General features: G+C 36.8%; 16 protein-coding genes and 3 pseudogenes. 15 read left to right on the top strand and 4 right to left on the bottom strand.

What is annotated here, in order from left to right; translation table 11 throughout:
• Nucleotides 1-63: 63 nt before the first annotated feature.
• The 7 genes and pseudogenes from CEF16_RS22770 (at nucleotide 64) to CEF16_RS22740 (ending at nucleotide 5,414) form a co-directional block, all read left to right on the top strand.
• Nucleotides 64-840: an arylamine N-acetyltransferase family protein gene (locus CEF16_RS22770; RefSeq protein ID WP_091588290.1), complete on the top strand. Its 777-nt coding sequence runs from the start codon at nucleotides 64-66 to the stop codon at nucleotides 838-840.
• 54 nt (nucleotides 841-894) lie between these two features.
• Nucleotides 895-1,449, top strand: a complete 555-nt coding sequence (locus CEF16_RS22765) for an NADPH-dependent FMN reductase (protein ID WP_091588288.1) — start codon at nucleotides 895-897, stop codon at nucleotides 1,447-1,449.
• A gap of 170 nt (nucleotides 1,450-1,619) precedes the next feature.
• The gene (locus CEF16_RS22760) at nucleotides 1,620-1,838 is read left to right on the top strand and encodes an SHOCT domain-containing protein (RefSeq protein WP_091588286.1); all 219 of its coding nucleotides are present in this window, start codon (nucleotides 1,620-1,622) and stop codon (nucleotides 1,836-1,838) included.
• A gap of 366 nt (nucleotides 1,839-2,204) precedes the next feature.
• A pseudogene (locus CEF16_RS22755) lies at nucleotides 2,205-2,583 on the top strand (superoxide dismutase); the annotation flags it as partial.
• 151 nt (nucleotides 2,584-2,734) lie between these two features.
• Nucleotides 2,735-3,013, top strand: a complete 279-nt coding sequence (locus CEF16_RS25500; RefSeq protein WP_139186028.1) for a UbiD family decarboxylase domain-containing protein — start codon at nucleotides 2,735-2,737, stop codon at nucleotides 3,011-3,013.
• A gap of 149 nt (nucleotides 3,014-3,162) precedes the next feature.
• On the top strand, nucleotides 3,163-4,029 hold the full coding sequence (locus CEF16_RS22745) for a sugar phosphate isomerase/epimerase family protein (protein WP_170032354.1): 867 nt from the start codon (nucleotides 3,163-3,165) through the stop codon (nucleotides 4,027-4,029).
• Nucleotides 4,030-4,976: 947 nt separating this feature from the next.
• Nucleotides 4,977-5,414: a CHRD domain-containing protein gene (locus CEF16_RS22740; RefSeq protein WP_091588281.1), complete on the top strand. Its 438-nt coding sequence runs from the start codon at nucleotides 4,977-4,979 to the stop codon at nucleotides 5,412-5,414.
• 858 nt (nucleotides 5,415-6,272) lie between these two features.
• Here the strand turns inward: CEF16_RS22740 and CEF16_RS24005 are convergent.
• Nucleotides 6,273-6,422 (bottom strand): hypothetical protein, encoded by a 150-nt coding sequence (locus CEF16_RS24005; protein WP_170032351.1) that lies wholly within the window; start codon nucleotides 6,420-6,422, stop codon nucleotides 6,273-6,275.
• A 504-nt stretch (nucleotides 6,423-6,926) separates the two neighbouring features.
• Here CEF16_RS24005 and CEF16_RS22735 point away from each other — a divergent pair.
• A complete protein-coding gene (locus tag CEF16_RS22735) occupies nucleotides 6,927-7,382 on the top strand; it encodes a hypothetical protein (protein WP_091588279.1) in 456 nt (151 codons plus the stop codon).
• 1,058 nt (nucleotides 7,383-8,440) lie between these two features.
• Entirely contained in the window at nucleotides 8,441-8,629 is a 189-nt protein-coding gene (locus CEF16_RS22730; protein ID WP_091588278.1) for a hypothetical protein, read from the top strand.
• A gap of 249 nt (nucleotides 8,630-8,878) precedes the next feature.
• Here the strand turns inward: CEF16_RS22730 and CEF16_RS22725 are convergent.
• A pseudogene (locus CEF16_RS22725) lies at nucleotides 8,879-9,250 on the bottom strand (transposase); the annotation flags it as partial.
• A gap of 107 nt (nucleotides 9,251-9,357) precedes the next feature.
• Complete coding sequence (locus CEF16_RS22720) at nucleotides 9,358-10,443, bottom strand: GntR family transcriptional regulator (protein WP_091588355.1); 1,086 nt, start codon at nucleotides 10,441-10,443, stop codon at nucleotides 9,358-9,360.
• Between the two features lie 348 nt (nucleotides 10,444-10,791).
• On the opposite strand from CEF16_RS22720, the gene CEF16_RS22715 reads away from it, so the two are divergent.
• The 5 genes from CEF16_RS22715 (at nucleotide 10,792) to CEF16_RS22695 (ending at nucleotide 17,409) form a co-directional block, all read left to right on the top strand.
• Nucleotides 10,792-12,414, top strand: coding sequence for a xylulokinase (locus CEF16_RS22715; RefSeq protein WP_091588357.1), 1,623 nt, complete (start codon nucleotides 10,792-10,794; stop codon nucleotides 12,412-12,414).
• Between the two features lies 1 nt (nucleotide 12,415).
• On the top strand, nucleotides 12,416-13,111 hold the full coding sequence (locus tag CEF16_RS22710; protein WP_091588359.1) for an L-ribulose-5-phosphate 4-epimerase: 696 nt from the start codon (nucleotides 12,416-12,418) through the stop codon (nucleotides 13,109-13,111).
• A gap of 33 nt (nucleotides 13,112-13,144) precedes the next feature.
• Nucleotides 13,145-14,569, top strand: a complete 1,425-nt coding sequence (araA, locus tag CEF16_RS22705; protein WP_091588360.1) for an L-arabinose isomerase — start codon at nucleotides 13,145-13,147, stop codon at nucleotides 14,567-14,569.
• 241 nt (nucleotides 14,570-14,810) lie between these two features.
• The gene (locus tag CEF16_RS22700; protein ID WP_091588362.1) at nucleotides 14,811-16,217 is read left to right on the top strand and encodes a sugar porter family MFS transporter; all 1,407 of its coding nucleotides are present in this window, start codon (nucleotides 14,811-14,813) and stop codon (nucleotides 16,215-16,217) included.
• A gap of 163 nt (nucleotides 16,218-16,380) precedes the next feature.
• Nucleotides 16,381-17,409, top strand: coding sequence for an aldose epimerase family protein (locus CEF16_RS22695; protein ID WP_091588363.1), 1,029 nt, complete (start codon nucleotides 16,381-16,383; stop codon nucleotides 17,407-17,409).
• A 339-nt stretch (nucleotides 17,410-17,748) separates the two neighbouring features.
• On the opposite strand, the pseudogene CEF16_RS24690 reads toward CEF16_RS22695, so the two are convergent.
• A pseudogene (locus CEF16_RS24690) lies at nucleotides 17,749-18,019 on the bottom strand (MFS transporter); the annotation flags it as partial.
• A 758-nt stretch (nucleotides 18,020-18,777) separates the two neighbouring features.
• On the opposite strand from CEF16_RS24690, the gene CEF16_RS22685 reads away from it, so the two are divergent.
• Nucleotides 18,778-19,215 carry a GNAT family N-acetyltransferase gene (locus tag CEF16_RS22685; RefSeq protein ID WP_091588365.1) on the top strand — a complete coding sequence of 146 codons (438 nt, stop codon included), beginning with the start codon at nucleotides 18,778-18,780 and terminating at the stop codon, nucleotides 19,213-19,215.
• Nucleotides 19,216-19,283: the final 68 nt, after the last annotated feature.

The raw sequence follows: 19,283 nt of genomic DNA, 5'->3' as shown, positions 1-19,283 counted from the left end.
ATGCATTCATTGATAATGCCGTAAGGTATGAAATTGTCAATAAAAGAGGGAGGAATGAACGGTATGAACTTAAATCAATATTTAAAGCGTATTGGTGCCAGCAACCCTTCAAAGACTGAATTATCCTACCTTTCCCATCTCCAACAACAACACGTCCGAAAAGTGCCCTTTGAAAATCTGGATGTAATCAGTCATTATCCGTTGTCATTGCAGATTGCGGATCTCTATCATAAAATTGTCGTTCAAGAACGAGGTGGTATTTGTCATGAATTAAATGGTCTCTTTCATCATTTGATCACAAATCTGGGCTTTCAAGCACATCTGCATGCGGCAACCACGCATATTGGGACTGGATGGTTCCCCATTGAAAACACCCATGTGTTTAATCTCGTTTTGTTAAACAATAAACATTATTTGGTTGATGTTGGCTTGGGTGGTAAATCACCAGCCAAACCTGTTCCATTAACAGGTGAAGAAATAAAGGATGTCGATGGTTGGTATCGTGTGATTCGTGAAGAGGATGTGTTCTATCTTCAGAAAAAAGCAAATAAGGATTGGAACATTTTGTACTGCTTTACAACTGTGAAAAAGGAGTTACAAGATTTCGAGCCAATTTGCCAATGGATGCAAACGTCTCCTGAGTCACCTTTCAACAAGCGATTGCTTCTATCAAAAGTTAATGAAAAAGGTCGAGTAACACTGGCCGGAAATTCCCTGACGATTGTTAAGGAGAACGAAAAAACAAAAAAGAAATTGAAGGTTAATGAGATAAGGGATAAGATAAAACATTACTTTGGACTGAATGATAGTTTTCAATTAAATGATGCAATCGTTGAGTAATGATATTAGCAAAAGCTTTTTTGAGACATTAATTTTAAATGGGAGGAATGAAAAATGAACAAGATAGCAATAATTATTGGAAGCACACGCCCGGGTCGCAAAGGTAAGGTTATCGGGGAGTGGGTATACGAGATAGCAAATCAACGCAGTGACGCCGATTTCGAAATTGTGGACATAGCAGACTATGATTTACCATTACTTGACGAACCAATGGGGGCAGCTTCAGGCCAGTATACAAAGCAACATACTAAGGATTGGTCCAAAAAAATAGATACTTTTGATGGTTTTATCTTCGTCAAACCCGAATATAACCATGCAACGTCTCCCGCTCTGAAGAACGCCCTGGATTATTTGTATAAGGAATGGAACAATAAAGCAGCTGGCTTTGTTGGGTATGGATCCGCAGGGGCTACAACTGCGGTTGAAAATCTACGTATGATTATGGCTGAATTGCAGGTCGCCGACGTTCGTGCTCAGGTTCGACTTTCGCTCTTTACCGATTTTGAGAATTTTAACGCGTTTAAACCAGCTTCATATCAGGAAAAATCAGTTCATGCCATGCTTGATCAGGTCATTGCCTGGAGCAGTGCATTGAGTGTTCTGCGATGAAACCTAAATAATCTCCTATGTGGCCACATTCATTGTATGAGGATGTGGCTTTTTTTACATGTCAAAATTAAAACTTTAAAGGAAAACATTATTAAATCTTTATTCAAGAAAAGGGCGCGATTGTTTAGTAAACCCTTCAACGATACTTCTAGGAGGTCGATGGGTACTGTATGCCAAATGATGAGGGAATAGCGACAAAAGCCAGTCAAGGATATCGTGTAATGAAACGTACAGGTAAGTATCAAGTATTGGTGTTGCTTAATACTCAACCTACAACAAATGAGCTTGACCCTGTGGTGAAACTGGAAAAACTAGCAAAGTTAAAAGACCTAGGGATTCTTACGGAAGAAGAGCTTCAAATTCAAAAACAAAAGCTATTACATTCATGAGAATGTTTTTTCAGGATGAGAGTTTAACAAAAGGGTTAGTTTGTTAAATTAACAGCTCTTATTAGGACTGCATAATTTAAAATTAATTCATCCCTTCCTCACTTTTATTTACTAACGGTGAAGATGTCTATATTTTCTCCAAATTACTTTTTAATTACGACTTTCATCTTAACAAAGTATCTTTTCTAGTTTATTTATGAAAAATATTCTAAATCTTATTCCATTACTCTGCTGAACAACAATGATTTATCCCCATAGTTTATACCTATTTTACAGCATAATGGTTGATACTTTTTCTTATTTATATTAAATTTGCACAAGGTAAACATTATTTCTCTAATGTAAATTTAATGAGTAGGAGAAAAATTGTCTTTGTTTGCATTGACTAAGCTTCCATATGATTATGATGAGTTAGAACCATTTATCGATGCCCAAACATTGGAAATTAACCATAGTAAACATCATGCAACTTATGTGAACAACCTGAATGTAACATTGGAAAAGTATGATGATTTAAAATTAAAGCCGTTGGAAGAATTGCTAAGTAATCTTGATAGTTTGCCAACTGAAGAGAGGACAAGCTTCCAAAATAACGGCGGTGGGCATTATTGCCATAGCCTTTTTTGGGAGTTAAAGAGTCAAAGAGGTAGAGGCGAGCCGACAGCTGATATTTTAAAAGCGATTGATCAATTTTATGGATCAACTATCAAAGGTAGCTATAAGCAGGTTCGGAAGTGGATATGGGTAGCTCGTGCTTGATGGAGAAGATGGGTTACGCCAAAAGAACAAATATTAAGGAATTGTTTTATGATGTAGCTGAGCGGTGGGGGAAAACAGCAGTGAAATTCATTCATTGGAAGTGACGAAGCTTTTGTTCATGAAGTTCGTGAAAAAACATTACCCTTTATGAGTTGCTTTTATATCGAATTAATGAATATGACGGTGGATTTTATCTAGTAAAAGCAAGTATTGTTTCTCATGATCCATGTGAGCCAAATGATTTTAATAAACAGAATGTAGGAATTTATCGTTTGAAGGTTCATAGACCAGACTTGTTATTGTTAATGTCCGTCCCTAGTCACGATATTGGAAGACAAATTGCAGCGCTCCTTTGGTGTTTTAGGAATAAGGATTCTAGAAGCATTAAAATGGGCGAAGACGACGGTCATTCTTGAAAGAAACTATACGGTTTCTGTTGAAAGAACGTTAGATCAATTTAATATCAATAATAACTTAACAAGACGTTGGAAAGAACCGGCATACCCTTTATTTCAGGGTAAAGTTTATTATCAGTTATATCAATGAATGAAAGGGAGGAATGATTATGAAATGGTCAATGGCAACTGTTTCGTTTCGGTATAGTCTGTATTCTTTTGAAGAGTTATTAGAGCTTGCAAAAGCGAGTGGTTTTCAAGGAGTTGAATTATGGGAACCGCATTTGTTAAGAAGCGAACAAGACTTTGATATCCCCCAACATCACCAAAAAGATATTCATATTTTGGTTTTAAGTGGCTATATGGATTTAACAAACTTCTCGAATAGTTATTCTTATAACTGGTTAAATGACATAAAGAAGAAGTTAGAACAGTGTCAGTCCCTTCATATTCCCCTTTTGCGTTTGTTTAGCGGTTCTTTATCAAGCCACGACATGAATTGGATGCAATGGAAACAATGGCTTGATAGAGTGAACCAGATTGACACTCTGGCTAAGGAATATAATGTCCAAGTTGTTTTTGAGACCCATCCTAATACCCTTCTAGATGATTACTACAGTGTTTGTTACTTCGTTGATGAAATCGAAAAAAATCAATGGAATCATATCGGTATTAATTTTGATACTTTCCATGTTTGGGAATTTGGAAAAGACCCATTAGATTGCCTCAAGCAGTGGTACCCTCACGTTAAACATGTTCATTTAAAAAATGCAAAACAACAAACCAACGATTTTGTCTTTTCAAACATTTATCATCCAATAGGAAATTATCGTGATCTTTGTTCAATTAGTGAAGGAATTGTCGACACTGAGCCTTTAGTCAAATATCTACAATCGCAATCATACGACGCAGCCGCTACATTAGAATGGTTTGGACATCCAGATTTAGAATTTATGAAAAATGAAATTCGTTATCTAAATGAAATTATTGAGCAGCAGGAGAAACTAGTTGTTCAGTTTGCTAACTATTATAAATAGGTGAAGCACATAAGTAACTATTAAGCTGCAGGTTTCTTTTGTATAAAAACTGGAATGAATGCGTTTTTCCTTTCGAATCAATTTCATAAGTCACTCTTTTAAAAATGTCAAAAGTTCCAGAATTTCTGTTTTTGTGATTTTTAAGCAGCTGTTTGTTTTTGTTTTATTTTCAAACGAAAACTTGCTAATTTCATGCTGTTGTAAACCAGAGTTACCATATCAACGTGAGCTTTTGCTTTTTGTCCTGTATGGCATTCATCAGGTAAGAAAGTAAAATGTTCAAATGAGTTCTTCATCAGTCCAAACTTGTTTCATGCGTGTAAGGCCCTCCCTTATGTTAAATTATTCTGATAATGCGACTATAAGGGAGGACCTATTATCGGACAATAGATTAAATGGGGTACAGCAGCGAAATGAGAAAGGAGTAGCATAGGCTATTCCTTTCTCATTTTCAATTTTAGCGTTTCTCTAAACCAAGTCAAATCACTGAATCTCTCCTATTCTATCAACTTTAGTAGAACTTATGAGAGATGTTATCTACAGACTTCAATTATTCAAGAAACGGGTCATTTTGTGGAAGAAAATTTTTTACAGTAGGTACGTAACCCTACCAACTTCTTTTAGTATAATCCCTAGAGAAAATAAAGGGGGGTTCTATGAGAGTTAGAAAATAAAACCTATCTACTCTTAGAAATAATAGTGCGGAATGTCTCACCATTATCCTGTACAACCCAAGAGAGTCGTCTTCCTGATTAACAGTTTGAACTTGAGTATTATAACGTAAGTCAATTCAGGATCAGCTTCGGCTTCTGTCCTTAAGATAAAAATAAAACCTCTGTTACTTGAATTTTATAACCTCTATTATTTCCCTTCTTTTTAGCCCTTAATCCTCTTACCTATTCAAAGTTATTTCGATTTACATACTGTATATTAAGGAGGTGAAATTTATGGAGAAATTTATCGCTGAGTTAAGAGGGCAAAACGAAGTACCTCCAGTAAAGACAGATGCTTTTGGAGTAGCTAAATTTCTCGCTAATGAGGATGGTACAAAAATTAAATTTGAGCTAGAAGTCAACAATATTAGAAATTTCATTCAAGCGCATATTCACTTTGGAGCCCGCGATGAAAATGGACCCGTTCTCGTCTTCCTTTTTGGGGCTGACCTAGCGACTTTAGAAGATCAAAATGGGATAACCACTCGCCGAGGAGTAGTTACGGGAGTTATTACAGATAAGGATATCGTTCCTAATGACGCAGGTGTAAAAAATGTCAATGACTTACTAATACTGATGCGAAAAGAATTGACGTATGTAAATGCTCATACCGAACAAAATCCTGGTGGTGAAATTAGAGGGCAAATTATTCCCCTTCGCAACAGATACTAAGTGTCAATTGTGCCTGTGCTCCACCTCTTAATGGGGTACAGGCTCTAGATTTGATATATTTTAATAGATTTTGATTTTCCGCAATACCAGAAAATAGGAGGTCAATAGGTAGGGCTAAAAAAGTTAAAAAAGCCATGTTATAATAAAATGCACATGCCAAATAAGCTTCAAATACACTAATTTGAAGCTCCTTAATTGGTTTTGGATAGGAGATTCCTAGACTTTGAAAGCCTCTTTACGTTTTAATAGTGCATAAATCCAATGAATGAGCTTGTTGGAACAAGCAATGATAGCTACTTTATGTGGCTTTCCCTCTTCACGTTTTTTATAATAGTAAATTTTTTGCGTTTTAAAACCCTTGAGCCGCAAAGGTTAAGAATTATGAAATTCATTCAATATGAAATGAAAAATTGTTTTATATAAGAAGATTTATCTCAGAAGTAATAGAAGCCTAATTCCTCAATGTTGAGAAAATAGGCTTTATTATATTTATGTTTTCTTAAAATGTTGGCGAGACCCTTTATGGCTTAGATTCAAGATGACTATGGTGATGGGAAAAACTCATATAAAGTGCTAAATCCGTAAAACTTAAAATCGAAAAGACCCCCTAATTGCCGTTCAAAGCTCAAGGGGGTCTATTTCTCGATTCTTTATATTAATTTTTCTCACCTCTTTTGGGATTTATTAAAAACTTTTAAAATAAGGACTGCGCTAAAAAATAGGACTGGTATCCCTATAACAAAATAAAGAACACCTTTTGGCATAAACATATCATAAAAGTATAAAAATAATACTACCCAAAGGAATAGGACAACATATTTGCTTAGATTTTTCATTACTCATCTATCATCCTTAAATTTAATAAAGATCTATCCAGCCATTATTAGGTCTCTTATCTCTTTTATCAAGTTCTTTAGCAATTTGAGTTCCAACATCTAAATAATTTAGGGCAACAGTAACACAAGCACCTACAGCTAAAGCTAATTTTGGTGCTCCCCAAGCCTTCAAACGACTAGCTACAGTTTTTGTAAATAATCTTTCTGCTTCTTTCTTACCCTTTTTAATAATAAATGATTGAATAGCTCCAATGGAGTGTTATTCGGACCTGTTTGGCTGCCGATGTTGTTTGTTGTCCCAGGATTAATCTTAGGTACCTTTATTCGCTTTCTTCTATTAAAATATATCCATTATAAGAGCGTGATAAACAATTAGAAACCATGTGACAACTAGCTGCTCCAGCTTCGGAATCAGCTGCTACTAACATAGATAAACAGGAAAAAACCAAGAAAAGCTTTTGGTCGCGCCTGTTTGGATAGATCAAATAATAGCCGTTTTTTCTTTTTCCCTATGAAGGAACATTCCCTATAAAACTCATCTTTAATATTGATATTTCGTCATACCTCCAAGTGATGATTCTATTATTTTTTTCCTAGTTAGTACGTACAAGCAGATAGAAGTTTTTTTGCATATATTTTGTACAAGGACTTAAAACAAAGGAGAATGATCACTGAGATGAGTAATAACAGTTTTACGTTTAATATAAGAACACAATTTTTCTTTGTAGTAGATGATCGTACTCTAAGTCGTATTTTAAGTGGTATTGCTGAGGAAGGAGTCAATATTAACGGTTATCTACAAACAAAGTTTAGTTTTAAAAATCACAATCTTGTTAGACTTGTAGTTGGTAGTACTGATTCTGAAAGTAATCATGATATTCGTGTGGTAAGAGGTGTACTTATAAAGCTTAGTGTTAAGTTGCAGGAGAAAAAAGTTATTCAAGTACTCGAAATTACATCTGGTGTTCCAGGGCAAGTTAATTCTATATTTGGCGCACTATGGTGCAAGTTAAATGTGGAAGCAATATACGTTGGGGAGGATACTAAATTATATCTTGATGTATTAGATATTAATGAAGCTATACAAATCTTGTCACAAGAAGACCCTGAACAATGTCTAAAAGATTGTTAAAAAGTAGGAATTAACTAAAGCCTAATTTTTCGCTTACATACGAGAGACTAGGCTTTTTTATATTTAGAATTTCTTAAATAAAGTTGTTTACTTTAGACACTCGAAAGTCGCATTCCTCCGTTGAAAAGTGCGTCCGTTTTAAAAAATAGTTGTTTATGTATAGCTTAAAACTAACAATCGGACACAGATTCATGCACTCCCTGCCAAGCCTTCTGTATGAAGGATATTACTTCGAGTAGACTAATCCCTGGAGAACCAACCCCTTTTACTGTTGACGATTGTTAGGGTGTTGTACCACAAAAATACCGATTCTACGAGGCCATCGCTGCGGTGAATTGAAAAATATCTTGTTGGATAGGTATTTTTATGGATTTTATAGGTATTGATCTCGCTGACAAGAAACACGACATTGTATTTTAGACCCCTTGGGAAAGTCTTAAATGAATTTATTGTTTCTCATTCCCCCGAAGGGTTGAAGTGATCTCCGGCTTTTCCCCTGCTCCACGCCATGGATGTGCTAGTTTCCCAGCATCCGGTGCTCCATCTAACAAAATGTACTAGAAGAAGTGCTAAAAGAACAATTACTAAAAGGTGCGAAGGCAGGAGACGTTACTCAAATCGTTTGGAATCAAGATGGATCTGTGTAGACGGCTACATTGAGAAAAAGAGAAATTGCTAAGATTAGGTATAAGGCATTTTTAAAGAAATTGAAAATTAAAAAGAAGTAATATTAAGCCTCTCTCATATCGTTTGTATAAAAAAGTACAGAGATCACCCCCTTGGACATGCTTATGATCGTCATATCTTCCCTATTTAGACGAAGGGTCTTTCCTCTCGAATCACTATCTTTCCATAATAATATTCCCCTAAAAAATTTTCGTAAGGACAAGCTTCTTTCTGCAAGGCATAAATGTAAAAACCTCCCTCCATCAAATGATGCAATGAGTCTAGGAATTAGGGATTATTTTTAGTTATATCCGAAGAGTTATCATGGTGAGTGTATATTATCAGTACCTTTTAGGCATGTTACGGAAAGAAAAAGAAGGGAGGTTTTTTCCATGAATAGAGGACAGACAAGAAATGAAAATCATAAAGATAAGGCTAGATTAGCGCAGACACCAGATAGGGGCATCGATAATAACGATATAGAGAGTAATTATGCCCAAGAACCTGGTGATATTGCAGCGGTAAACACAGAGAGCAAAGAGGTGGAAGAAATGAATCAAAGTAATCAACGTCCCGATTGACAAATAAAGGAGAAAGATGATTGCGGAAATCAAAATCCAACAAGTCTTATATTAATATGAAGAGGCATTTGGTGCTGATAAGTTAAAGGAAAGAGTTAAAAAGTATTTTGCTGAAAAGGAGTAAAAACCTTCCGTTTGAACTGCCATAGCTAAATGAGACAGATATAAAACACCTGCTAGGCTGCTTTGATTCCAAGATTTCTCTTACAAGCATCGTCAATTCTTCATCCTGGTCATCACGGGCTTGGACTTCGTAATAGTACGTGCTTCTTGGAATTTGTAGGACGTCGCACATTGCTGATACCGAGTATTTGTAACGGTTGTTGCGGATCACATCTACTTTCGTCCCATGATCAGCGCGGCCTGCTTTAAAATATCATTCTCCATCGCAAGTTTTTGATTCTCTTTGCGTAGTCGGATCAGTTCTTCCTGTTCAGGCGTACGGTTGTCTTTCTCTTCAAAGGATCCACGGGTCCGGGATTGACGAACCCACTTATCAAAGGCAGATGGCGTCAGCTCATATTCTTTAATCATTTCAGCTCTGGGTTTTCCTGAAGCGTGCAGCTGGACGATTTGTTCTTTGAATTCTTTCGTAAAGCTTCTTCTTGCCCGTCTGGTCATATTCATTCTCCTTAGTAATTATTTGAACTAAGTCTATATGACCTTATCAAATCTGTCTAACTAAGTGTAACCGATCCAAAAGCTGCTAGATTGCCCAAGTGTTGTTTTTATTCTAACTCTTTTACAGTTACGCCTTCTATTAACACTGGTTGATAATAGGTTTCGTTTGGTAAATCCTTGTTTCCCTGTATTTTTTTAATGACCCAATCTGCTGCGTCACGCCCCATTTGTTCTTGTGGGTGTGTTAATGTTGTTAGTTTGATATTAGCGTTTCTGGCAATATAAGAGTTGTCCTGTCCAATTATTGACAATTCATCAGGGATCGAAATTCCAAGTTGTTTGCATACATTTACTACTTCTAATCCAACTTCGTCATTGTAGCAAACAATTGCAGTCAACTCGTCTCTATTCTCGGTTAGAAACTCCTTTAAGTTAGTGTATAAGTCCAGTTTTGTTTCTGTATCGAAAGAAAGCACATGCTCTGGTTGAAACCGTAATTTTGTTTCTCCAAGTGCTTTGATATAGCCCTTCATTCGATACTTTCCTTGTAAATCATCTATTTTTGAAATAAGTCCAATGTGTGTGTGACCTTTGGAAATCAATTCTTTTGTTGCGATATAGCTAGACTTTACGTCATCAAGACAAAAGAAAGGCACCTCTAATTCTTCATAATAAGCATTAATCATGGTGAAAGGAACATCCTGTTCCTTGAACGATAGGTAATAAGCAATATTAGGATTGTATAGATTGCTTTTCGTAGGTTCAACAATCAAACCATCCACTCCGAATGACAACATCATCTCCAGAGCCTTCTTTTCTTGTTCTACATCATTATTTGTACTGGCTAACAGTAACGAATAATTTTCCTCGTTCAATCTTCCTTCAATACCACGAATGATAGAGGGGAAAATGTAATCCGAAATATAAGTGGTGATTACACCTATTGTTTTATTATTGGATTTCCCGCTGGATTTTGACTGATATTGATTACTTACATAAGTCCCTGATCCCTTTTCACTTTTTAAGAATCCCTCATTTGATAGTTCTAAAATAGCTTTTCGAACTGTTTGTCTACTAACACTATACATTTCCTGCAGGGCGGATTCCGTAGGGATTCGTTCTCCTATGTCGTATTCTCCTGAAAGAATTTTACTTTTTATATCATCAATGAGGATCTGATATTTTGGTTTCATTTCAATCACCTTTTTCATATTTGTTCGCAATCAATTTTGTTAATTTTAATTATTAGTACGTACGTATTATATCATGATTTTGAAAGGATTTATATGTTCCCTCATGTTTTAGAACAGATGGTGTTATTAACTGCATTTTTAAAAAATTAAGATACAGAGTGTTGCTGATATTAACGAGGGAATAATAGAACTATCACTCAATTAATTGTTAGTACATATTATTTTAATATTGACATATGTACGTACAAAAATTATACTGAAGCTGTAATTAACGTTAATTAAAAACAGAAAGCGCCTCCTTACTATTAAATTAAAGAAATTGAAACCGCTGCCAGAGAGGGGATTACCTTGAAAAATAATCGAGCAGACATTAATCAAAAGATTACTAAAGGTGAGACATCACTTGGAATCGAATTCGGGTCGACACGTATTAAAGCGGTATTGATCGATAAGGATTTTAAAACGATTGCAACTGGTAGTTATGCTTGGGAAAACCGATTGGAAAACGGATTTTGGACGTACAACTTAGTGGATGTTATCACTGGATTGCAAACAGCTTATAGTGAAATGAAACAAGAAGTTGAACGGATTTATGGAATAACTATTCGGAAAATCGGTTCAATTGGAATTTCTGCAATGATGCACGGCTATATGGCTTTTGACAACACAGGTGAGCTACTAGTGCCATTTCGGACATGGCGTAACGGAACAACCAGTGTTGCTGCCAATGAATTAACGGATAAATTTCAATTCAATATTCCGGAACGTTGGAGTATCGCCCACCTTTATCAAGCGATTTTAGATGAAGAGAAACATTTACCACGCGTTGATTATATCACCACATTAGCTGGATTTATTCACTGGTTACTGACTGGTAATAAAGTAATCGGGATTGGAGATGCTTCGGGAATGTTTCCGATTGATGAATTAACACAAGACTACAATGAATCGATGGTTAAGCAGTTTGATGAATTAATCGCGGCCAAAGGTTATTCCTGGAAGCTAGAAGATATTCTCCCTAAAGTTTATCTGTCAGGCGAGGAAGCTGGTGAATTGACAGATATCGGAGCGAAAATTCTAGATAGATCAGAAAATTTACAACCAGGTATTCCATTTTGCCCGCCTGAAGGTGATGCGGGGACAGGCATGGTTGCTACTAATAGTGTGAGGAAACGTACAGGAAACGTTTCAGTAGGAACCTCAGTTTTTGCCATGATTGTGTTAGAGAAGGAGCTTTCAAAAGTATATCCGGAAATCGATTTGGTAACTACTCCAGACGGTAGTCCAGTTGGAATGGTTCATGCGAATAACTGTTCAAGTGATATCAATGCCTGGATGGGATTGTTCCATGAATTTTATGAGGCAATGGGACAAAAGGTGGAAACGGATGAGTTATTCAATGTGATGTTCAATCAAGCGTTGGAAGCTGATGCGGATGGTGGTGGATTGCTTAGCTACGGTTATTTCTCAGGTGAGAATATCACTGGATTTGAGGAAGGGCGTCCACTATTTGTTCGTTCGCCTGAGAATAATTTTAACTTAGCAAACTTTATGCGAACCCATCTATTTACCGCTTTTGGTGCTTTGAAAATTGGAATGGACATTTTGATAAAGAAAGAACATGTCATAGTTAATAGCATCCTAGGTCATGGTGGTTTGTTTAAAACCCCTATTGTCGGACAAAAAATTGTGGCTGCTGCCATGAATACCCCTGTTTCCGTTATGGAAACAGCAGGAGAAGGTGGTGCCTGGGGAATTGCTATTCTTGCTTCTTACATGACGAACAAAGAGCAAGATGAAAGTTTAGAAGATTTCCTCGATAAAAGAGTTTTTTCCGGAGTTGAGGTACAAGAAATTCACCCAGATCGATTTGATGTTGAAGGGTTTGAAAAATTTATCGAACGATACAAAGAAGGATTAGTGATTGAGCGGACCGCTGTAGATAATCTAGTGGAAAACTGGAGGGGTTGACGTGTTAGAAAAACTAAAAGAAGAAGTGTTTCAAGAGAACTTAGAATTACCAAAGCAGGGACTGGTGAAATACATGTGGGGAAATGCAAGTGCGATTGATCGTGAAAGCGGCCTATTCGTGATTAAACCAAGTGGTGTTGATTATAAAACCATGAAAGCAAGTGATATGGTGGTGGTTGATTTAAAAGGCAATGTGGTGGAAGGAGAATTAAATCCTTCATCAGATACACCGACTCATGCAGTACTTTATAAGCATTATTCAGAAATCGGTGGTATCGCACACACACACTCAACCTGGGCGACAACCTGGGCTCAAGCAGGCCTTGATGTGCCAGCGATGGGAACCACTCATGCAGATACATTCTATGGTTCCGTCCCATGTGCACGGTTCTTAACACAAGAGGAGATTGATCGTGGTTATGAAGCTGAAACTGGCAAAGTAATCATCGAAACGTTTGAAGAGCGAGGCTTAGATATTTTAGCTGTTCCCGGTGTCTTACTTCATGGACATGCTCCGTTTACCTGGGGAAAAGATGTAAAATCAGCGGTTATTAATAGTGTGGTACTAGAGGAAATTTCGAAAATGAATTTATTTGCACGGGAATTAAATCATTTTGCTCAAGAGTTACCACAGCGTATTTTAGATAAACACTATTTACGAAAGCATGGAAAAAACGCCTATTACGGGCAAAAGTAATATAAATTTTTAAATAAAGAAAAGAGGAGTACTATGTCAGCAATAGAAAACAAAGAATTTTGGTTTGTCGTAGGATCGCAACATCTTTATGGGGAAGAAGCATTAGCAGAAGTCAAAGCACACGCCCAAACAATGACAGATGCATTAAATGAAAGCGGTGTTTTACCTTACCCGGTTGTATTGCAAGATTTAGCTGTTAGTGCAGATAAGATTACAAATATAATGAAAGCAGTTAATTATCGCGACGAGGTTGCAGGTGTTATTACCTGGATGCATACTTTCTCCCCTGCGAAAATGTGGATTCGCGGAACAAAACTATTACAAAAACCATTACTCCATCTAGCAACACAATTCAACGAAAGTATTCCTTGGGAATCGATAGATATGGATTTCATGAACCTTAACCAATCTGCTCATGGTGATCGGGAGTATGGGTTTATCAATGCCCGTTTGAATCAAAAAAATAAAGTGGTCGTCGGTTATTGGGAACGGGCGGAAGTCCAAAAGCAAATTGCAGAATGGATGGACGTAGCAGTTGCTTTTAACGAGAGTTTTAACATCAAGGTCGCTCGCTTTGGTGACAATATGCGTTACGTTGGAGTGACTGAAGGGGATAAAGTTCAAGCACAAATTCAATTTGGATGGACCGTTGACTACTTCGGCATTGGAGATCTTGTTCAATACGTGGATGCTGTTAAAGACGAGGAAGTTGATGCTCTGTTTGAAGAATATTCAGAACTTTATGAGTTTCATTATGGTGTTTATAGTAAAGAAGATTGGGAAGCCAGTGTAAAAGTACAAGCAAGCTATGAAATCGCGATTAAACGTTTTCTTGATGAAGGCGGTTACAATGCCTTCACTACTAACTTTGAAGATTTGTATGGGATGAAACAACTTCCCGGCCTTGCAGTTCAACGTTTAATGGCACAGGGATATGGTTTTGCTGCTGAAGGAGATTGGAAGACGGCAGCGCTCGATCGTTTACTAAAAGTGATGAGCCATAACCAATCAACTGGCTTTATGGAAGATTACACATATGAGTTAGCAGTTGGTCAAGAATCAATTCTTCAATCACATATGCTTGAAGTGGATCCAAGTCTCGCAAACAACAAACCAAAAATCATCGTATCTCCTCTAGGTATCGGTGATAAAGAAGATCCAGCACGTTTAGTATTTGACGGTAAAGCAGGGGACGGCGTAGTTGTTTCAATGGCTGACTTTGGTACTCATTACAAACTTTTGATCAACGAGGTTTCTGCATTTGAGCCAACTGCACCAGCTCCAAAGCTTCCAGTAGCCCGTGTACTCTGGGATGTTAAGCCAAACTTTCAGGATGGGGTGAAAGCCTGGATAGAAAATGGTGGCGGCCACCATACAGTTGTTTCATTAAATCTGACAACAGATCAAATTATTGCTTATGCAAAACTGGTTGATCTGGAGTACGTAATAATCAAGTAAAACTTCTAACCTCCGAGGGGGTTCTGCTGCTTCCTTGGAGGTGAACATAGGTATTCCAGCAGTTGAAGAATGGAAATAGAGGCCATTAGCAAAACAATCAAGATCCTTTTATTTGTGAGCGGGATCATATTTTTTGGAAAAGTTGAAAACGCTTAATAAATCGGTATGAATCTATGTTTTAGCAGTGGGGTTTTTAAACAATATAATTTTTAAAACCTTGAGGGTTGAGGAGGGAACTATATTGCTTAATGAAAAGAAAATTTCAAGTCGCTTCATATATTTTTTTGGTGCTTTTGCAGGCATTCTCTTTGGCTATGATATCGGCGTTATGACAGGTGCTTTACCCTTTTTGCAACATGATTGGAACCTTGAAAACAGTGCAGGGGCTATTGGTTGGATTACCTCTTCGGTGATGTTAGGAGCTATTTTTGGAGGTTTCCTGGCCGGAAAACTTTCTGATCGGTTAGGGCGGCGCAAAATGATTTTGATATCTGCTGTTATTTTTGTTGTTGGATCCATTTTGTCAGGAATAGCTCCTCATAATGGGATACTTTTTCTGGTTGTTGCTCGTATTTTATTAGGATTGGCCGTTGGTGCTGCTTCTGCGTTGGTCCCAGCCTATATGTCGGAAATGGCTCCAGCACGTTTACGAGGACGACTGTCAGGAATTAATCAAACAATGATCGTTTCTGGGATGTTGCTTTCATACATTGTTGATTATTTATTAAAAGATTTACCAGTAACAATGGCATGGCGGTTGATGCTTGGTATGGCTGCTGTACCTGCTTTGATCTTATATTTTGGCATGTTAAGGTTACCTGAATCACCACGTTTTTTAATCAAGAACAATAAACTTGATGAAGCTCGTAAGGTGTTGGGCTATATTCGCTCTAACAAGAAAGAAATTGATTCTGAAATAATACAGATTCAAGAAACTGCCAGAGAAGAAAAAAAGGTAAATCAAAAAGTATCATGGGGTACACTCTTAAGTAATAAATACCGTTATTTAGTAATTGCCGGTGTAGGCGTTGCTGCTTTTCAACAATTCCAGGGTGCAAACGCAATTTTTTATTACATTCCATTGATTGTAGAAAATGCAACAGGGCATGCAGCTAGTTCAGCGTTGATGTGGCCAATTATTCAAGGAGTTATTCTCGTACTAGGTTCATTACTATTCCTAGTGATTGCTGATAAATTTAATCGCCGTACTTTATTAACAGTAGGCGGAACGATTATGGGGCTATCCTTTATTTTGCCGGCAATATTGAATTTATTACTTCCTAATGCAAATTCGATGATGGTGGTTGTTTTTTTAAGTATCTATGTAGCACTTTATTCATTCACGTGGGCTCCTTTAACTTGGGTGATAGTTGGAGAAATTTTCCCATTGGCCATTCGCGGGAGCGCGTCAGGATTAGCTTCATCATTTAACTGGATCGGTTCTTTCTTGGTTGGATTGCTATTTCCAATCATGACCGCTTCGATGGCTCAAGAAGCTGTTTTTGCAATCTTCGGTGTTATTTGTTTACTTGGAGTTTTATTTATCCGAACCCGTGTTCCTGAAACTCGCGGTCGTAGTTTAGAGGAAATTGAAAAAGTTGGAGAAGATAGACAAGTTAATGGAAAAAGTGCGGAAATAGGTCTATGAGGTTTGTAATTCAAAGAAACTAACACAAATGCAATAGTTGTTCAGAGAATCATCCTACTACAATCGAACTCCTTTGACTCCCTGACATAAAGTGGCCGGAAATACTATTTCAATCAGGTTTTTCATAATTATGAAACCGTTTATCTGAGAAAGGGGGCGAAGAATGAAAGTATCACAAAGGCCATATAGCGATGAAGCCATCCTGTTTACTATTGAAAATGATAACGGAGTGATTTTGGAAGCCACAAATTTTGGTGCGAGAATCGTCAACCTTTTTGTACCAACGGATTCAGGTCGCAAAAATATTATATTGGGATTCGATTCGATCGAGGATTACAAGAAAGAATCATACTGCGGAGCAACGATAGGAAGGGTCGCTGGAAGAATAAAAAATGGTGAATTTATGATAGATGAATCACGTTACCAAACATCTATTAATCAGTCGGGAAACACTTTACATGGTGGAAACCCAGGGTTCGATTTGAAGTATTGGTCTTATAGAGTGAATGAGACGGATCAAGGTGTATCAATTATCTTTTCGACCAATTCATCTGATGGGGAGAATGGTTTTCCAGGCAATATGAAAATAAGTGTTACTTATACATTGGACAATTATAATGTCTGGTTAGTAAGTTACAAAGCAATTAGCGATAAAGATACGATTTTCAACCCGACAAATCACGTATATTTTAACTTAACAGGACATCCGAGTAAACCGATCGATGATCATTCTTTACAAATAATAGCTTCTAAATTCGCGCCGGTGAATGAAGATACCACAGTAATTGGCGAAAAGCGTAGCGTAACTGGAACACCCTATGATTTCCGATCTCCAAAGAAACTAAAAACAACCTTTGTTTCGGATGATACAGAGGTGAAAAAGGTCCAGGGAATAGATCATCCATTTTTTCTTCCCTGCGCAGGACTTGACCAAATAGCTGCGAAGCTTATTAGCCCTGACAAAAAACTAACAATTGAGGTCCATACAGAAGAACCAGCGATAGTCGTGTATACTGCTAACTTTGTGGAGGAAGTGCCGCTTATGCACGGAGAAAAGTTAGTCCAACATGGTGGAATAACCTTTGAAACTCAGACTGCTCCAGGTGCAATCGAGTTTGAAGATTTTGGAGACATTGTTCTTCGTGCAAATAACACTTACACTTCCCAAACAAAATACAAAATAAATTATTAACGTTAAAGCAACGAAGTGAAATAGAATCAATAAGAGCTCCCTTTGACATTCAATAGTCATACATCGACCAAGATAAAAATTGAAATGATAAGAGAATCCTCTCAGATGCCATACAAAGTCTTTTGAGAGGATTTTTCATGTTCAATTATCTTTGATAACGCCATAGAATTGAAAAGGAAGGTAAGTGTAAATCCCCCAATTATGAATCGACGAGGCCTTGATATTTCCCAGCCGGAAATCCCTCCGGAAAAACTGTGAAAGATGTTCAATCACTATTCTAGATGAAGTCCGACCACGCAAATCTTCTGCAGCCACATCCAGATAATTTTTTTGGCCCTAACTCATGATACTGACAAAAATCGCTACCCCAAGGGCACCGCCGATCGGCTGCAATGTGTTCGCAATCGCGGTTCCATGTGGATACAGGTGTTTTGGCAATACATTCAACGCATTCGTTTGTGATGGTATCAGAGTAGCTGAAATCGACAACATCAACAATAGATAAACGAGGATGAACAACCAGGTCGGTATGGATGGGGAAATGCTGCTAAAGAAAAACATCACACAATACAAATGCCCCTGGAATGATTAATTTCCTCGGGCCGAACCTAACCGATTACAGTATCGAGCTCTTGCGCAGTGGCCCTCTCATAAATGAAGTGAAAAGAAATTAATAATAATATACCCTAAGTTTATTCACTCAGGTTTTTTATGCTCTAAGTTAATGAAGAAAAATTCACTACGTATTTATTCATATCTTTAATTGTAATACTTACACAGTAGTCATCACAAGAAATTAAAATGCACAACAGAAACGGAATAAAAAAACATAATACGTAAACGTAACAGTTTTTCTGAATAGTTAATAAAAAACAATTTAGTTACCCCTTTGAAAAAGGGCCCTGGTAGAAAATACAATGCTGACTTCACCATGCAATAAAAAATCGGCGGAAGGAGAGAAGGAGAAGAAAAGTATAAGATCTGATCATTCTAAAATTTTATCCTTATTAAAGCTTGAATTATAAATCAAGAAGCCGTGGAATTTTGTAATTATGCATGATTTCTTTGAAAATAGATTATTCAGATCCGCTTTCAAATACAAATAGAGTTTTAAGGTTCTTCTGCTAAAGAGGTTTAAGCTTTCGATATCTCAAAAAATTAAGTAATCTTGTGATTTTGATACAAAATAGCTCATTGGCTTTTTACTTTATCTATATAAGTTAGTTTTCTAATAGATAAAATTATATGAAAGGATTATTCCATTAAAGGGCCATATTCTGGAGTAAGGCAATTGAACTAACAGGCAGTACAGTAAAAGAAAAGGTTGTGTTAAAATTAGTAATTATTAAAAAAGGAGATTGGAATGGGATGGACACATTAATAATTAAAGAACTTCAATCACAAAATGAAATTATTGAAGCATTTCCAGTTATGAAACAATTACGGACTCACCTTGATGAAGACACATATCTTGAATTAGTAGTAGAGGCAAAAGAAAAAGATAGATATAAAATTTTTGCTTTAATTGATGGAGAAGAAATAGTTGCCGTAACTGGTTTTAAGCCTATGATAACACTATATTATGGTAGATTTGTTTGGGTTTGTGATTTAGTAACGGATACTAAGAATCGTTCAAAAGGCTATGGTGAAAAACTACTTACATATGTTCATGAATGGGCAAAGGAAAATAATTATGAAAGTGTTGCTTTATCTTCGGGATTACAGCGTACTGACGCACATCGTTTTTATAAAAATAGAATGGACTATGATAAAGTAAGTTATGTATTTAAAACAAATTTAAAATAGTGGGATATTCAACTACAGGGCGGTATTGTAGAGTAAGTCACTGATTATGGAATAGAAACTACCTATAC

It is taken from the genome of Alteribacillus bidgolensis, assembly GCF_002886255.1.
GTDB lineage: Bacteria > Bacillota > Bacilli > Bacillales > Marinococcaceae > Alteribacillus > Alteribacillus bidgolensis.
Note: the sequence above shows the minus strand (reverse complement) of the source record. Positions and strands in the feature narration are given on the sequence as shown.

Coding starts and splice junctions, on each gene's coding strand:
- CEF16_RS22720 (WP_091588355.1), bottom strand. CDS start 10,443: ATGAAACCAAAATATCAGATCCTCATTGATGATATAAAAAGTAAAATT.
- araA (WP_091588360.1), top strand. CDS start 13,145: ATGTCAGCAATAGAAAACAAAGAATTTTGGTTTGTCGTAGGATCGCAA.
- CEF16_RS22760 (WP_091588286.1), top strand. CDS start 1,620: ATGCCAAATGATGAGGGAATAGCGACAAAAGCCAGTCAAGGATATCGT.
- CEF16_RS22740 (WP_091588281.1), top strand. CDS start 4,977: ATGGAGAAATTTATCGCTGAGTTAAGAGGGCAAAACGAAGTACCTCCA.
- CEF16_RS22695 (WP_091588363.1), top strand. CDS start 16,381: ATGAAAGTATCACAAAGGCCATATAGCGATGAAGCCATCCTGTTTACT.
- CEF16_RS22735 (WP_091588279.1), top strand. CDS start 6,927: ATGAGTAATAACAGTTTTACGTTTAATATAAGAACACAATTTTTCTTT.
- CEF16_RS22765 (WP_091588288.1), top strand. CDS start 895: ATGAACAAGATAGCAATAATTATTGGAAGCACACGCCCGGGTCGCAAA.
- CEF16_RS22770 (WP_091588290.1), top strand. CDS start 64: ATGAACTTAAATCAATATTTAAAGCGTATTGGTGCCAGCAACCCTTCA.
- CEF16_RS22745 (WP_170032354.1), top strand. CDS start 3,163: ATGAAATGGTCAATGGCAACTGTTTCGTTTCGGTATAGTCTGTATTCT.
- CEF16_RS22685 (WP_091588365.1), top strand. CDS start 18,778: ATGGACACATTAATAATTAAAGAACTTCAATCACAAAATGAAATTATT.
- CEF16_RS22730 (WP_091588278.1), top strand. CDS start 8,441: ATGAATAGAGGACAGACAAGAAATGAAAATCATAAAGATAAGGCTAGA.